Origin of the sequence: Sphingomonas sp. DC1600-2 (genome assembly GCF_049897605.1) — a bacterium.
Lineage (GTDB): Bacteria > Pseudomonadota > Alphaproteobacteria > Sphingomonadales > Sphingomonadaceae > Sphingomonas.
This window is the reverse complement of record NZ_JAFCWO010000004.1, coordinates 160912-176163: the sequence shown is the minus strand read 5'-3', so window position 1 is coordinate 176163 and position 15252 is coordinate 160912. Positions and strand designations below refer to the sequence as shown.

Genomic DNA, 15252 nt, shown 5'->3' with positions numbered 1-15252 from the left:
GCCACGACGCCGGGCAAGCAAGGGATTAACCGGCGCGGCGCAGCCGTGCGATGAAAAAGCCGTCATTGCCGCCGGGATCGACCATGCCGGGAAGCGTGCGCACCCAACCGCCGGGATTGGGCACGATGCCAACCGGAAGCGCGTCCTGCGCAACGGGCTCGATCGCATAATCGCTGCGTGCGGCCAGAAAACGCTTCAACTGCGCCTCTCCCTCGGCCGGTTCAAGCGAACAGGTCGCGAAAACAAGCGTCCCGCCCGGCTTTACCCAATCGGCGGCACGGGCAAGCAATTTTGCCTGCAACGCGGCCAGTTCGGTGATTTGCGAGGGACGGATGCGGTGCAGCACGTCCGGGTGACGGCGAAAGATCCCCGTCGCGCTGCAGGGTGCGTCGAGCAGCACGGCATCTGCGGGAGCCGATGGCGACCACAAGAGCAGATCGGCCGCGATCACCTCTGCCGTCAGATGCGTGCGCTCCAGATTTTCGCGAAGTCGCGCCAGACGACTTTCCGAAGAATCGACCGAGGTGACGCTCCAGCCTGCGCTCGCGAGTTGCATCGTCTTGCCGCCGGGGGCGGCGCACAGGTCCAGCGCAACGCCGGGGCCACGCCCGAGCAAGCGTGCGGGCAGCGAAGCGGCGATATCCTGTACCCACCAACTTCCGTCCTCGAATCCCGGCAATTCGGGCACATGCGCCGAGGGCAGGCGCACATGGCCGGGCAGCAGCGACACGCCGCCCAGCGCCTCCGCCATCGCAGCCGTAGTGGCCGGATCGGCCAGCGTCAGGTCGAGCGGTGGCGGGGCTGCCATTGCGCGCTCGGCCGCCTCGATCCCGTCATCGCCCCAGGCGGCATGCCACCGGATCGCCACCGGATCGGGCAGGGTCGGCTGTTCGGGAAGCTGGTCGCCGCCGCGCATCAACGTGCCGAACACGCCGTGGACGAGCTTGCGCGGGCCGCCATCGACCAGCGGCAGCACGGTCGAGATCGCGGCGTGCGGCGGCGTGCCGAGCGACAAGGCCTGGACGAGCGCGATGCGCAGCGCAAAGCGCGCCTTGGCATCATCGGGCAGCCGCGTCTTGGTCGCCGAATCGATCAGCGCGTCGAGATCGGGCAAGCGGCGCAGTACTTCGGCGGCGATGGCATGGGCCAGCGCCCGGTCGTCGGCACGCTCGATTCCCGCCGTTGCGCGCCCGATCGCCGCCTCCAGCGGCAGGCCCTGGCGTAATACGGCATCGAGCAGGCGCAGTGCCGCGCGCCGCGCGGGAACACCCGGCGGATCGACCGGTTCGGGCTTGGGCATATAGCGGCGGGGCGGCGGAAGGGTCAAAAGCGGGGTCTCACAATAGCAGGCGATGGGTTGAATTGGGCGGAAAGACCGCCGATGTCACGCGGCATACGGCATCATGCCGCCCCAAGGACACCTCCATGGCCCGCCGCCCGCCGCATGTGAAGCCACCTACCTATCTCAGCGCGAACCCGCCGCTGCCGCAGCCCGAGCCGAAACCGGCGGCGATGGCCGGGCAAAGTGCGAAGGGCGACCCCGATGGCCTTGATCCCACCCGCTATGGCGATTGGGAGTCAAAGGGTATCGCGATCGACTTTTAGTAGCGGCTATTCCGGGCGTAGCGGGCGCGCGAGCAGCGCGCCCACCACGGCATGGACTTCGCGCCCGTCAAGCAGCGCGCACACCGCCTCCACCACCGGCATGTCGACGCCCGCTGCCGCCGCCGCATCGCGCAGCACTGGCGCGGTGAACGCGCCCTCTGCGACGGTCAGGCGATCGGCAAGCAGGTCCGCCGCGCACTTGCCCTGGCCCAATCCCATGCCGAGCGAGAAATTGCGCGAACTGGTCGACGAACAGGTCAGCACCAGATCGCCCAACCCCGACAGGCCGCTGAGCGTTTCCGCCCGCGCACCGCGCGCCAGGCCAAAGCGCGTCATCTCTGCAAAGCCGCGCGCGATCAGCGCGGCGCGTGCATTCTGGCCGAGCCCCGCGCCCTCGACCACGCCGCACGCGATCGCGAGCACATTCTTGACCGCCCCGCCAATCTCGGCACCGATCACATCGGTCGAGGCATAGGGGCGGAAGCTGGGACTAGCGAGCCGATCGGCCAGCGCCGCGCCGAGCGCAGCGTCGGCACAGGCCAGCGTGACTGCGGTCGGCTGCCCCGCCGCCACTTCATGCGCAAAGGTCGGGCCGGACAGCACTGCAATCGGCGCTTCAGGATGGAGCTGTTGCGCCACTTCGCCGACCAGAAACTGCGTCCCCGCCTCAATCCCCTTGGCGCACAGCACCAGCGGCGTCGTGCCGACCGGGGTTTCGGCCAACACCGCGCGGACGTGCTGCGCGGGCGCGACGACCAGCAACGCATCGCACGCCGCGAGATCCCCAAGCGCACCGGTCGCCCGGATCGAGGGCGGCAGCGCAATGCCTGCGAGAAAGCGGCTATTCTCGTGCGTCTGGTTGATCGAAGCGACCACGTCGGGCTCGCGCGCCCATAGCAAGACAGGATCACCGCCGCGCGCGGCAACCTGTGCCAACGCGGTGCCCCAGGCCCCGCCGCCAATGACGCCGATCTTCATGCCTTCACCCCCGCGCCGCGCACCGCTTCGGCCCCCGGATCGAGCGGCCAGCGCGGCCGCGCGGCAATGTCGAGCGGGTCGGTCAAACCTTTGGCAAAGCGCTCCGCCCCGGCCCAGCCGATCATCGCGGCATTGTCGGTACACAGCCACAAAGGCGGCGCGACGAAGCGCAGGCCGTTGGTGTCCGCCAGCCCGCTGAGTGCCGCCCGCACCGCGCCATTCGCCGCAACCCCGCCCGCGACCACCAGCGCCGTCGCCCCCGCGGCACGATCAAGCGCGCGCGCGGTGCGATCGAGCAGGCAATCGATCACCGCTGCCTGGAACGAGGCGGCCAAATCCTCGACGCTCCATGTCTTGGCGTCGTGTGCGCGCACCACCGCACTTTTCAGGCCCGCGAAGGAGAAATGCGGCTCGGCGGAGCCCTTCAGCGGGCGTGGCAATGGCACGATCGGCCGCCCCAAAGCCGCTGCGGCCTCGACCGCCGGGCCACCGGGAAAGCCCAGCCCCAACACCTTGGCGGTCTTGTCGAACGCTTCCCCAGCCGCATCGTCGATCGTGGTGGCGAGGCGGCGATAGCGCGCAACGCCTTCGACCAGCAGCAACTGGCAATGCCCGCCCGACACCAACAGCAAGAGATAGGGGAAAGCGAGATCGGGATCGGCCAGGCGCGGTGACAGGGCGTGGCCTTCGAGATGGTTGACCGCGATCAGCGGCTTGCCCGCCGCATGCGCCAGCGCCTTGCCCGTGACCAGCCCGACCATCACCCCACCGATCAGGCCCGGCCCGGCGGTTGCCGCAATCGCATCGACATCGGCCAGCGTTACCCCGGCATCGGCCAATGCGGCTTCGACCAGCGGGGCCAGCACTTCGACATGCGCGCGCGCCGCGATTTCGGGCACCACCCCGCCAAACGGCCGGTGCGCTGCCTCCTGTCCCGCCAGGCGGTGAGCGAGGACGCGCCGGTCAGACGAGATCACCGCGGCGGCGGTTTCGTCACAGCTCGATTCAAGACCAAGGATCAGTGCCATGCCCCGCCCCCTAGCGTGTTGCGCGGCGCTTGTCGAAATCGGGTGGTTTCGCCAAGAGGGGTATCACGAAACCAGAGGACCCGCGTGACCCATCCGCAATTCAGACTCGGCACGCGCGGATCGCCGCTTGCGCTCGTCCAGGCCAATATGGTGCGCGACACGCTGGCCCGGGCGCATGGCTGGACCGCCGATGCGATCGAGATCGTTCCGATCAAGACCACGGGCGACCGCGTGCAGAATGTCGCGCTCGCCGAAATCGGCGGCAAGGCACTGTGGACCAAGGAACTCGACCGCGCATTGCTGTCGGGTGAGATCGATTGCGCGGTGCATTCGATGAAGGATGTCGAGACGATCCGCCCCGCCGACATTGCCATCGCGGCGATGCTGCCGCGTGCCGATGTCCGCGACCGGCTGATCGGGGCCGAAAGCATCGCCGCACTGCGCCGGGGCGCGGTGATCGGCACCAGCTCGCCACGCCGAGTCGCACAATTGCGACGGATACGCCCCGATCTGGCGACCGTGCTGTTTCGCGGAAATGTCGATACGCGCCTGGCCAAGGTCGCGGCGGGTGCCGTCGATGCCTCCATGCTGGCGGCAGCAGGGCTCGACCGGCTTGGCCGCCCCGATGTCGGTGTCGCCATCGCGATTGACGTCATGCTGCCCGCGCCCGCGCAAGGCGCGGTCGGGATCGAGGCGCGGGCGAGCGACACGCGGATGCTCGGCTGGCTCGCCGCAATCGATGATGCAGCGACGCACTGCTGTGTGCTGGTCGAACGCGCCTTGCTCGCCGCATTGCAGGCCGATTGCCATTCGCCGGTCGCTGCGCTGGCGACACGCGACGGCGACACCATCCGCCTGCGCGCCGAATTGTTCGCCGAGGATGGCAGCGCACACGTTTCGGGCGAAGCTTGCGCGGCCGTTGGCGATGCCACGCTCGCCGCGCGGCTGGCGGCCGATTTGCTGGCGCGGGCTCCGGCGTCGGTACGGCGGCTGTTCGCGGCGTGACCACACTGGCGGTGTTGCGGCCCGAGCCGGGCAATGCCGCCACCGTCGCCCGCGCACAGGCCGCCGGGTTCGCAACACTATCACTCCCGCTGTTCGCGGTGGGCGCGCTTCCCTGGGATGTCTCCGATCCCACACTCTACGATTCGCTCATTCTGACCAGCGCCAACGCGCTTCGGCTCGGCGGGCCCGGGCTCGAAGCGCTGCGGGAACTCCCCGTGCTGGCGGTCGGGCCGCATACGGCGGCGGCGGCACGCGCGGCGGGTTTTGACGTCATTGCGACCGGTGACGGCAACGCCGCCGACATAGCGGCCATCGCCACCGCGCACGGGCTTGCCAACGCCTTGCACCTCACCGGTCGCGATCGCACGCTGGAGCGGGGCGGAGCCGTTGCGGCGGTGGTGCCCGTCTATGAAAGCGTCACCATCCCCGTCGATGATTCAGCGCTTCGCGCGCTCGCCGGAACCACCGCGTTGTTGCATTCGGCACGCGCCGCGCGCCGACTGGCGGGGCTGCTCGAACATCTGGGGATGGATCGCGCGGCCCTGGACATCGCCGCCTTCAGCCCGGCAATCGCCACCGCCGCCGGGCGCGGTTGGCGCGCGCTCGCCATCGCGGCGACGCCGGACGATGCAGCCTTGTTCGCTGCGGTGGAGGCGCGCGGCGGCACGACGAGCCGTTGACCGCCCGCGTCATGGCCCCGATAAGGCAGCTATGGACGACACACCGCCTCCCGTCCCCGAAACCGCGCCCGCTCGTTTCGATTCGCCGCAGGTCGAGCCGGTCGCGGCGCGTACCGTGCCGCCCTTCGTGCCGCCCCCCCGGGTCGCGACGTCGGACGGCCTCGGCTGGCGGCGGGCGATCGCGCTCGGGCTGATCGCGTTCCTGATCGGGGCGAGCGCCACCGCTTTCGTCATCTTGCGCCTCGTCAGGGGCGGCGACACCAAGCCGGTCGCCACCGTCACGCTACCGGTTGGCAGCAACGGACAAGCGCCGGTCGTAATCGTGCCGAGCAAGACCAACGCCCCGGTCCCGACGATCGACCTTGCCGCCTTGTCCAGCCGCGAAGCCGAACTGGCCGACAAGATCGGCGATCTGGAAGCACGGTCAGGAACGATCGATCGCGATGCACGGCGCGCCTCTGGCTATGCGACGCGGAGCGAGGGGTTGATGGTCGCCTTCGCCGCTCGCCGTGCGCTCGACCGCGGGCTCAATCTGGGGTTTCTCGAGGATCAGTTGCGCGAACGCTTCGGTAGCGTGCAGCCTGCGGCGATCGCCACCATCGTGCAAGCCGCGCGCGAACCGGTGACGCTGGAGGATCTGCGCATCGGGCTCGACGGGGTTGCGCCCGAGCTCATGACCGGGATGGCCAGCACCGGCTGGTGGCAAAGCCTGAAACGCGAACTCAGCAATCTGGTGGTCGTGCGCAAGGCGGGAACACCTTCGCCGCTGCCGGTCGATCGCGTCGCGCGCGCGCGCCGTTTGCTGGATGCCGGGCAGGTCGAGGCGGCCCTCGCCGAAGTTTCGCGCACACCCGGTGCCCCGCGGGCGGAGCGCTGGACGAGCGCAGCACGGCGTTACATCGCAGCGCGTCGCGCACTCGACACGATCGAAAGTGCGGCGCTTTTTGCCCCGAGTGTCAATGCCGCGCCCGCTATAGCCGTCGCGCCCGCGCCAGCACCGGCGGTTCGGACCGCACAGGGCGCGGCTGCACCCGGCGGCGCAACGCCACAGCCGGAGTCGGCCCCCCAGCCGCGCTAGCCGTCGATCCGTTCGATCAGTGCCATCGCCCCGGCCGGCGCGCGCACCTTTGCGCCGTTGATGAAGAACACGAAGGTATCGCGGGGGACTTCGGGCGCGGGCTCGGCAAAACGCACCAGGGGATCGGGTGCCTCGCCCCGGGCCCAGCCGCGCGCCACATCGGCCCAGCGATCCAGCGCTGCAGGCGCATAGCCGGTGGGTTCTTCCTCCACTGCGGCTTCGAGCCGGGCATAGACAAAATCGCCGCTGACATCGGCAATCGCGGGATAGTCCGCCGAATCGGCATAGACAATCGCCACACCGGCGGCCCGCGCCAGCGCGACGAATTCGGGAACCTGGAAACTGGCGTGTCGAACCTGCACCGCGTGACGTAACGCGACCCCATCTTGGTGCCGCGGCAGCAGCTTGAGGAAGGCCCCGAAATCATCGGGATCGAACTGCTTGGTTGCCATAAACTGCCATAGGATCGGCCCCAACCGATCTCCGAGCTCGACAATCCCTTGCCCCGTGAAGCGAGCGATCGACTCGCCTGCTTCGGCCAGGACCTTGCGGTTGGTGCAATAGCGCGAGGCCTTCAGCGCGAACACAAAACCGTCCGGCACCGCCTTTGCCCAGGAAGCGAACGTCGCGGGCTTTTGCGACGAATAATAGGTCCCGTTGACCTCGATCGCGGTCAGCCGTGCCGCCGCATATTCAAGTTCGCGCTTGATCGGCCATTTATCGGGGAAAAACACCCCGCGCCACGGCTCATAGGTCCACCCGCCAATGCCGATTCGGATTTTGCCTGTGGTCATGGGGCCGAAGCTAAACCAGACGCGCATCGCGTGCCACCGCCGCGATGCCGGTATCTGCGGGACCGCGAAAGTTGGAAATCTTGGCTTTTCGGCCTCTGTCACGGCGCGGACTGGTCGGCGAGTGGACGATCTCCGTTTCGGGGCCGCCCGATCTCCATCAATCGTCATGAGCGTCCAACAGCGCGCGCAGTCGATCGGCATCCGCGGGCGTGGCGGGGTTGTATATGATCATCCCGAGTTCGGGCCGCCCTTCGACCGCGAAGGACGAGAATTCCATGGCAAGCAGCCCCGCCTCTGGGTGATGGATGCGCTTTACCCCCTCGCCGTGCGCCACCACATCATTGTCTTGCCACAGGGCCTCGAACTGCGGGCTCACGCGACACAATTCACTGACCAGCTTGGTTACTGCCGCGCTGTTATTGGCACCGGCGCGCGCTACGTCCGCGCGAAAGGCACCGACAACGAAGCGGGCGACGCCGTCCCAATCCGCGTTTCGGAGGCGGACCTGATCGCTCCCGAACATCAGGCGGAGGATGTTGCGGTCTTCGCGCGGCAGCTTGGCGTAATCGGTCAGCAGCAGCGCCGCCGCCCGGTTCCACCCGACAACATCCCACATTGCTGTTTTGACGATCGCGGGGCTCAGCACCATCCCGTCCAGCACGCGTTGCAGCCGGGGGGAGATCCCGTCGACGGCCTGGTAACGCGCCTCCGGCGGGCGGCCGAGGCCCAGCATGTAGAGGTGCTCGCGCTCCGGCTCGGTCAGCATCAGCCCTTTGGCAATGCGGTCCAGTACGTCGGCTGATGGCGCGCCACCGCGCCCCTGCTCCAGCCAAGTGTACCATGTCGGGCTGATGTTCGCGCGGCTGGCAACTTCCTCGCGGCGCAGCCCCGGCGTACGCCGTCGACTGCTGTCGAACCCTAATGCCACAGGGTCAAGGCGGGTGCGGCGGTCGCGAAGATAGGCTCCGAGCAGGTTGGGCGTTTCGCCGGCCATGATCGATCCTGTTACGGGTTATACCATGATAAGGTCACTACTTTAACAGGTTCTCCTGGATCGCGATATGCCGCCCCGGCACAAGGAGACTATTTTATGCGCGTGTTCCTGACCGGCGCGACCGGGTTCATCGGCTCGCACGTCATTCCCAAACTCTTGGATCGCGGCCATCAGGTGCTCGGTCTCACCCGTTCCGAGGCCGGTGCCAGGCACCTCGAAGCGGTCGGCGTCGAAGTCCACCGTGGCGACCTCGAACAGCTCGAGACGCTCGCCCGCGGCGCTGCGGCGGCCGATGCCGTGATCCATTGCGCGTTCGATCACAATTTCCAGACATTTTTCGAGAATACCAAGAAGGACCAACGCAACATCGCCGCGATGGGCGAGGCGCTGGAGGGGACGCAGAAGCCGATCCTGATCACCTCGGGCGTTGGCATCGGCACGCCGCTCAACGGCGGCCCGGCGACCGAGGACGTGCTAAACCCGCGCCACGCCAATCCGCGTATCGCGACCGAGCTTGCTGGCGCGGCGCTGATCGCGCGACGCATCGATGTCCGCACCATCCGGCTGCCGCAGGTCCACGACACTAGCAGGGCCGGACTGATCACGCCGCTGATCGCCGAGGCCCGCCGATCCGGTGCGATCGCGTATCTGGGCGAGGGCAAGACCCGCTGGTCTGCCGCGCACGTCAGCGACGTCGCCGAGCTTTACGTCCTGGCACTGGACAAGGGCGAACCGGGCGCGCGCTACAATGCGTCGGTGGAGGAGGGCGTCACGGCGCGCGCCATCGCTGAAGCGATCGGGAAGGGAAGCGGGCTGCCGGTCCGCTCGATCGCGGCCGACGAAGTCGAACGCTATTTTGGCTGGATGGCCCCCTTCGCAGCGCTCGACATGGTCGCGTCGAACGCCTGGACGCGCGCGCGGCTGGGATGGGAGCCGACGGGACCCGATCTGCTCACCGACCTCGCCGCAATGGACTATTCGGCGCTCGCCTAGGGCGCATCGACCGCTGTTGCGGGCCATGCCCGTGCCACCAGGACCGCCGAAAACCGCAAATATCGAACCTGAACGGACAGCGTTACGGTGAAGCGCCCAGGCACCTCCGCGTGCCTTCGACCTCATCGCGTCTGACTGCTCGAATACGGTCGATCTGCAGGTCGAGCCGCCCACGCCGTGTTTGGCTTCGATTGCATAGTGAACCGCAACTCTCCGCCCGCCATGATCTGGTCGTGACGCAGATAGGCGCGGGTTATGGGGACACCGTTCAAGCTGACGGATCGCACAAACGGATGGCTGTCGTCGAGCCCGTCCGCCACGATGGTGAGGCGCTTACCGTTAGGCAGCGTTAAAGTCGCCCGATCGACGAACGGCCGACCAATCACATATTCGAGGCTGCCTGGCGTCACCGGGTAGAAGCCCAGCGCCGTGAAGACCAGCCATGCCGACATTTGCCCGAGGTCATCATTGCCGGACAGACCGTCGGGGGTCGGATGATATTGGCTCTCGACGATCTGTTTCAGCCGCGCCTGGGTACGCCACGGCGCGCCAGCATAGCTGTAAAGATAGGCGACGTGATGGCTCGGCTCATTGCCGTGGATGTACTGGCCGATCAGCCCGGCGATATCCTCGGCGTGGCTGTAATCCAGCTTCGAAGTGTCGTAATCGAACATCGCATCGAGCTTGGCAATCGTCGCGGCATCGCCGCCGAGCGCGGTCGTCAACGCCGCCTGGTCCTGCGGTACGAACCAGCTATATTGCCAGGCGTTGCCTTCGGTATAATCCGATCCGTAATTGATGGCGGTCGGGTCGAACGGGGTGCGGAAGCTGCCGTCCGCCTTGCGCGCGCGAACGAAACCGGTTCTTCCATCGAAGCTGTTGCGCCAGTTGTGCGCGCGCTTCTCGAAGGTCGCGGCGACGTCGCTGCGCCCCATCGCGCGTGCCATGCGGGCGATGGTCCAATCGTCATAGGCATATTCGACGGTCTTCGAGGCGGCTTCTGGCTCGCGGTCGATCGGTACGTAGCCAAGCTTCATATAGTCGCCGAGACCGCCGTAGGGGGCATAGGTCGCACTCGCCACCATCGCGGCGAGCGCGGCGTTTGCATCGAACCCGCGAATCCCTTTCAGATAGGCATCCGCGATAACCGGAGCGGCATGATAGCCGATCATGGTCCAGGTCTCGCGTCCCTGGAACTGCCATACCGGCAGGATGCCATCGGGGCTGTTCTCGCGGCTCGCAACGAGCGAGCGCACCACGTCGTTCGTGGTGCTGGCCGGTTGCACCAATGTCAGCAGGGGGTGTTCGGCGCGAAACGTATCCCATAGCGAGAAGGTCGAGCGGAAAGTATAACCGGTTGCGCGATGCACTTGGTTGTCGGGCCCGCGATACCGGCCGTCGGCATCTCCAGCCACCGAAGGGGCTAGCAGGCTGTGATACAACGCCGTGGCAACGCTCTTCTGCATCGCGACGGGTGCTGCGATCTCGAGGACGTCGAGCGCTGCGCGCCAGGCTGCGGTCGTGCGGGCGTGCACGGCATCAAAATCGCCGGGTTCGCTGGCGAGATTGGCAACCGCGCCCGCCTCATCGACCGATGAAATCGCGATCTTCACCTCGAGTGGACACGTGAGTGCGCCGAAATCGAGCCGCGCGACGAGCGCGCGGCCCGATCGTTCCGCGACGGCGTCGGTTCCTCGCCCCGGGCCCTGGAATCCGCGGTAAGCGACGTCCTTCTCGGTGCTAATGAAGGCGTGCCCGGCGAGCGGGGTTGAGAAGCGCATCGCTAAATACAGTTTGCGGTCCGGTGCCCATCCGCGCGTCTCCCGCGCGCCGACCAGCGTGCCGTCCGGCATCAGCCGAAGCGAGGCCCACAAGACCTTGCCCGGATAATTGTAGAGCGATGACCGCAGATCCAGCACCAGATGCGCGGCCTTGCCCGGGGCGAAGGTGTACCGATGCACCCCGATCCGCGTGCCCGCAGTCATCTCGGCTCGCACGGCTGGATCGGTCAGGGTCACGGCGTAATAGCCCGGGGTGGCCACCTCGCTTGCATGATTGAAACGCGATCGATAGCCCGACCCCGGCTTGGCCACGTCGCCGGGCTCGAGCGGGACAGCATCGCCCGACGTCGGCATCACCAGGAAATCGCCGAGATCGGAATGCCCTGCGCCCGAGAAATGGGTCGCTGAAAAGCCTTCGATGGTCGGGTCGGAATAGCGATATCCCGCCGCCCATTTATAGCTGTCGCGGATGACATGGCCGGTATCGGTATCGGGGCTCAGCTGCACCATGCCAAACGGTGCCGCAGCCCCGGGGAAGGTATGCCCTTCACCACCTGTCCCGATCATCGGATCGACGTGGTCGAAGGTGGATTGTGCGCCAAGCGGCGCGGCGGCAAGCGCAGCGATCAAAATCAGCGGCAGGTGTATACGGGCAATCCTCATAGCACGCTTAGAGCATTGCTGCGCGTTCGGCGGAAGGCCGCGCATCGGACCGTATCAACGGATGTCGCTTCCGGGAGCGTCAAAAATGGCGGCAGGCAAAAAGCAGGTAGCTCAACCTTGGGCCCGGCTGGGTCGATCGGAAGATCGAACGCCGCACACCGCCAGACTTCAAATTCGCGTCAGCCCCCGTCGGGACATAGGAGAAGGCCCGCGATCGGTGCGACTCCAAGGGGATTTCAGGTTTTGGTGCCGGAGCAATTCACGCTGTGAACTGCCGATTCGGAAAACTGGAGCGGGCGAAGGGATTCGAACCCTCGACCCCAACCTTGGCAAGGTTGTGCTCTACCCCTGAGCTACGCCCGCTCTGGCGTTACGGCCCAATCAGTCGCTGACTGGGCGGGTAAGGCGGCGGGCTCTAACAGCGACATGCGGACTCGGCAACCCCCTTATCGCAGCAAAGTGCATTCCCTGCCCCAATCATGCGAAAAGGGTTGGCTTCGCGGCCTGAGCAACCACATAAGGCCGGGCACACTGGATTGGAGCGACACTTGGCTACCCTGGGTATGAGCAGCGCCGAACGCGAAGCCGTGGAAAGCTTCCGCCGCGACGTCGTCGAACCGTCGATGACCAAATTGGTGATCATCGATTTCTGGGCAGAATGGTGCGGGCCGTGCAAGGCGCTGACGCCGCTGCTCGAAAAGGTTGCTGCCGCTTATGCCGACAAGGGTGTGGTGCTGGCCAAGATCGACACCGACAAGAATCAGTTCATCGCCGCGCAATTCCAGATCAAGTCGATCCCGACCGTCTATGCCATGTTCCAGGGGCAATTGGTCGCGGACCTGACACCCGCGCGCAGCGAGACGCAGTTGCGCACCATGCTCGACCAGATCTTGAAGCAGCTGCCGATCGAAAGCACCGAGGCAAGCCTGGAAGCCGAACTCGAACCGCTGATCGCGATGGGCGAGCAGGTATTGGTCGAGGGCGATGCCGCGCGTGCCGTCAGCGTATTCACACAGCTCGCCGAAATGGCCCCCGAGCATCCGGCCGTTCTTTCGGGAATGGTGCGCGCGCTGGTTGCCGACAAGCAGACCGATGCCGCCGAAGCGGCGATCGCGGCGTTGCCCGAAGAGATAGCCAAGCTGCCCGAGATTGAGCGCGCGCGCAGTGCGCTGGCACTGGCCCGCGAGGCCAAGCCGGTCGATGATCTGGCTGGGCTTGCCGCCGAAGTCGCTGCCAATCCGCAGGATTTCGACAAGCGTTTTGCCCTGGCCGGTGGCCAGATGGCAGCGGGTGACCGCGACGGGGCTGCGGCCACGCTGCTGGCGATGATCGCCGATGACCGCAGCTGGAACGAGGGTGCCGCGCGGACGCAGTTGCTCAAGCTGTTCGAGGTGGTCGGACTCGAAGATCCGTGGGTGTCGGCGCAGCGGCGCAAGCTGTCGGCAATCCTGTTCGGGTGACGACGACGCGGCTCTCGATCTTCCCGCTGGCAGGGGCATTGCTCTTCCCGAGGATGCATTTGCCGTTGCACATCTTCGAGCCGCGCTATCGCGCGATGATTTCCGACGCCATGGCGCGCGACCGGCGAATCGGCATGGTGCAGCCGCGACCCACCCTCCCCGCGAACGCCGCCAATCGCGTCGAACGGCCCGCGCTGTTCGACATTGGCTGCGTCGGCAAGATCGCCGAGTTCGAGGCAAGCGAGGACGGACGCTACAACCTCATCCTCGAAGGGCTGTCGCTGTTCCGGATCGTGCGCGAGCTGGATGTGGCCACGGCTTTCCGCCAGGTCGAGGCCGAACTGATCGCTGGCCCTGCCAGCCCCGAAATGCTTTCGCTGTCGCGCCGCTCCGCGCTGGAAAGCGAATCGCGCACCTTTGCCGATGCGCAGGGCTATGCGGTCGATTGGGACGCGGTAGCGCGGCTCGACGACGAATCGCTGGTCAACGGGATCGCGCAGATCGCCCCGTTCGACGTCGCGGCAAAGCAGGCGTTGCTGGAAGCCGGCGGTATCGAGAACCGCGCCGAACTGATCATCCAGCTCATGCAGTTCTTCGGGCGGCATGACGGCGAGGATTCGGTGACGCTGCAATAGAGGCAAGCGCAATGAGCAAGGCCAAGCGCAAGGGCCGCCTCGGCGGCGCGGCGATGATGATCGGGATGTTCTTCGCCACGCTGTTCGACCCGAAAAAGGCGGCAGCGGTGGAACATGTCGCTACGCAGCGACGGATTGGCAACGAGGACGCGCGTATCGCAGCGACAGCCAGTGCGCCGCCTGCCGCCGGGGAAAATGTGCGCAACTGACCACGGCTCTGCGGGCTACCGGTGGACGCGCGACCCCAATCAACGCAGCGACCTGCGCCGCCGCTCGCGGCTAAACCGTCATTCCCTGCAGCAGCTTGGGTACGTCGCCGCTCTCGCCGCGCGCTTCGGCGATGAAGCGGCGCTTTAGCGGGGGCATGTGCTGCACGGCCGACAAGCCGAAACGCCGCACCGCGTTGGCGGTCTTGCCCGGCACGCCGAACAGCCGCGTGAGCCCATCGGTTGCCGCCGCCACCATGAAGGTGTCGAGGCTGCGCCAACGATCATAGCGTGCGAGCAACTGCGGATCGCCGAGGTCGAGCCCGGTGCGCTTGCCCTCGACCAGCACTTCGACCAGCGTCGCCACGTCGCGGAAACCGACATTGACACCCTGGCCCGCGATCGGGTGGATGCCGTGCGCCGCGTCACCGACCAGCGCCAGCCGGTTCGACACGATCTTGGCAGCATGGTGAAAGCCGAGCGGATAGCTCATCCGTTTGCCAAGCGGCCCGAGCGCGCCGAGAAACCCGCCGATACGCTTGTCCGCCTCGGCCAGCCAACCGCGGTCGGACAGCTTCATCATCCCCGGGGCCTGATCGCGCGTCACCGACCAGACGATGCACGAGCGGTGGCCCTGTTCATCATCGTTGAGTGGCAGGATTGCGAACGGACCATCGGGATAGAAGATCTCGAAGGCGATGTTCTCATGGGGGTGTTCATGGTGCAGCGACGTGACGATCGCAGCATTGTCATACGTCCAGCGCGCGACACGCAGGCCCGCCGCCTCGCGCGTCGGTGAATTGCGACCTTCTGCCGCGATCAGCAGCGGCGCGGTGACGACCGCGCCCGAATCGAGCGTGACGGTAACGCCGTGTTCACCGCGATCGACCGCGACCGCGCGCGTTTTCATCCGCACGTCGACCAGCGGGGCCGCCGATGCCGCTTCGAACAACGCCGCGCGCAGCCGTCGATTCTCGACCATATGCCCAAGCGCATCCTCGCCCGCATCCGGCTCGAAATCGAGCGCACCGGGCTCCAGCCCATCGCTGACGCGAATCCCCTGGATCGGGCAGGCAAAAGCAGCAAGACGATCGGCCACACCGATCGCACCGAGCATCCGCCACGGCGCACCGGCAATCGCCGAAGCGCGGCCGTCAAAGCCGGCGGCAAGGATCACCTCCGGATCGGCGATGTCGATGATGATGGCGCTGAGCCCGTGCCGATCGAGCGCCACGGCGAGCGCGCTGCCGACGAGCCCGCCGCCGAGAATGATGACGTCTGCTTGGTTCATAGCCCGCTGTAGCGCTTCGGCGGGGGCGTGCCAACGGCTTCGCCCCACCGCTCCAGCCTTG

General features: G+C 66.8%; 15 protein-coding genes and 1 tRNA gene. 8 read left to right on the top strand and 8 right to left on the bottom strand.

What is annotated here, in order from left to right; translation table 11 throughout:
- Window positions 1–25 precede the first annotated feature (25 nt).
- Window positions 26–1300, bottom strand: coding sequence for an RsmB/NOP family class I SAM-dependent RNA methyltransferase (locus ACP7BL_RS10835; protein WP_426258366.1), 1275 nt, complete (start codon window positions 1298–1300; stop codon window positions 26–28).
- Between the two features lie 125 nt (window positions 1301–1425).
- On the opposite strand from ACP7BL_RS10835, the gene ACP7BL_RS10830 reads away from it, so the two are divergent.
- Window positions 1426–1605, top strand: coding sequence for a DUF1674 domain-containing protein (locus tag ACP7BL_RS10830; protein ID WP_426258310.1), 180 nt, complete (start codon window positions 1426–1428; stop codon window positions 1603–1605).
- Between the two features lie 6 nt (window positions 1606–1611).
- Here ACP7BL_RS10830 and ACP7BL_RS10825 read toward each other — a convergent pair whose 3' ends face one another.
- Together ACP7BL_RS10825 and tsaD are read right to left on the bottom strand one after the other, a co-directional pair.
- On the bottom strand, window positions 1612–2583 hold the full coding sequence (locus ACP7BL_RS10825; protein ID WP_033967529.1) for an NAD(P)H-dependent glycerol-3-phosphate dehydrogenase: 972 nt from the start codon (window positions 2581–2583) through the stop codon (window positions 1612–1614).
- A complete protein-coding gene (gene tsaD, locus ACP7BL_RS10820) occupies window positions 2580–3611 on the bottom strand; it encodes a tRNA (adenosine(37)-N6)-threonylcarbamoyltransferase complex transferase subunit TsaD (RefSeq protein WP_137903145.1) in 1032 nt (343 codons plus the stop codon). Before tsaD ends, ACP7BL_RS10825 begins: the two co-directional genes overlap by 4 nt.
- A gap of 84 nt (window positions 3612–3695) precedes the next feature.
- Here tsaD and hemC point away from each other — a divergent pair, with 84 nt between their 5' ends.
- Genes hemC through ACP7BL_RS10805 form a run of 3 tightly spaced genes read left to right on the top strand, consistent with a single transcriptional unit; the run spans window position 3696 to window position 6374 of the window.
- A complete protein-coding gene (gene hemC / locus ACP7BL_RS10815) occupies window positions 3696–4616 on the top strand; it encodes a hydroxymethylbilane synthase (protein WP_426258309.1) in 921 nt (306 codons plus the stop codon).
- Window positions 4613–5296: a uroporphyrinogen-III synthase gene (locus ACP7BL_RS10810; RefSeq protein ID WP_033967528.1), complete on the top strand. Its 684-nt coding sequence runs from the start codon at window positions 4613–4615 to the stop codon at window positions 5294–5296. Before hemC ends, ACP7BL_RS10810 begins: the two co-directional genes overlap by 4 nt.
- 31 nt (window positions 5297–5327) lie before the next feature.
- Complete coding sequence (locus ACP7BL_RS10805) at window positions 5328–6374, top strand: hypothetical protein (protein WP_426258308.1); 1047 nt, start codon at window positions 5328–5330, stop codon at window positions 6372–6374.
- Here ACP7BL_RS10805 and ACP7BL_RS10800 read toward each other — a convergent pair.
- Window positions 6371–7168 (bottom strand): DUF72 domain-containing protein, encoded by a 798-nt coding sequence (locus ACP7BL_RS10800; protein ID WP_341204107.1) that lies wholly within the window; start codon window positions 7166–7168, stop codon window positions 6371–6373. The two genes, ACP7BL_RS10805 and ACP7BL_RS10800, sit on opposite strands and share 4 nt — an antisense overlap.
- 157 nt (window positions 7169–7325) lie before the next feature.
- Entirely contained in the window at window positions 7326–8162 is an 837-nt protein-coding gene (locus tag ACP7BL_RS10795; protein ID WP_426258307.1) for a helix-turn-helix transcriptional regulator, read from the bottom strand.
- Between the two features lie 96 nt (window positions 8163–8258).
- On the opposite strand from ACP7BL_RS10795, the gene ACP7BL_RS10790 reads away from it, so the two are divergent.
- Complete coding sequence (locus ACP7BL_RS10790; protein ID WP_426258306.1) at window positions 8259–9155, top strand: SDR family oxidoreductase; 897 nt, start codon at window positions 8259–8261, stop codon at window positions 9153–9155.
- A gap of 122 nt (window positions 9156–9277) precedes the next feature.
- Here the strand turns inward: ACP7BL_RS10790 and ACP7BL_RS10785 are convergent, their stop codons facing one another.
- Both ACP7BL_RS10785 and ACP7BL_RS10780 read right to left on the bottom strand, forming a co-directional pair.
- Window positions 9278–11599 (bottom strand): GH92 family glycosyl hydrolase, encoded by a 2322-nt coding sequence (locus ACP7BL_RS10785; RefSeq protein ID WP_126848648.1) that lies wholly within the window; start codon window positions 11597–11599, stop codon window positions 9278–9280.
- Window positions 11600–11887: 288 nt separating this feature from the next.
- Window positions 11888–11962 (bottom strand) — tRNA-Gly (locus tag ACP7BL_RS10780).
- 200 nt (window positions 11963–12162) lie between these two features.
- Here ACP7BL_RS10780 and ACP7BL_RS10775 point away from each other — a divergent pair.
- Genes ACP7BL_RS10775 through ACP7BL_RS10765 form a run of 3 tightly spaced genes read left to right on the top strand, consistent with a single transcriptional unit; the run spans window position 12163 to window position 13903 of the window.
- A complete protein-coding gene (locus ACP7BL_RS10775) occupies window positions 12163–13059 on the top strand; it encodes a tetratricopeptide repeat protein (protein WP_033967525.1) in 897 nt (298 codons plus the stop codon).
- Entirely contained in the window at window positions 13056–13694 is a 639-nt protein-coding gene (locus tag ACP7BL_RS10770) for an LON peptidase substrate-binding domain-containing protein (RefSeq protein WP_033967523.1), read from the top strand. Before ACP7BL_RS10775 ends, ACP7BL_RS10770 begins: the two co-directional genes overlap by 4 nt.
- A gap of 11 nt (window positions 13695–13705) precedes the next feature.
- A complete protein-coding gene (locus ACP7BL_RS10765) occupies window positions 13706–13903 on the top strand; it encodes a hypothetical protein (RefSeq protein ID WP_033967521.1) in 198 nt (65 codons plus the stop codon).
- 70 nt (window positions 13904–13973) lie between these two features.
- Here the strand turns inward: ACP7BL_RS10765 and ACP7BL_RS10760 are convergent, their stop codons facing one another.
- Complete coding sequence (locus ACP7BL_RS10760) at window positions 13974–15191, bottom strand: UbiH/UbiF/VisC/COQ6 family ubiquinone biosynthesis hydroxylase (RefSeq protein ID WP_426258305.1); 1218 nt, start codon at window positions 15189–15191, stop codon at window positions 13974–13976.
- Between the last annotated feature and the right edge of the window lie 61 nt (window positions 15192–15252).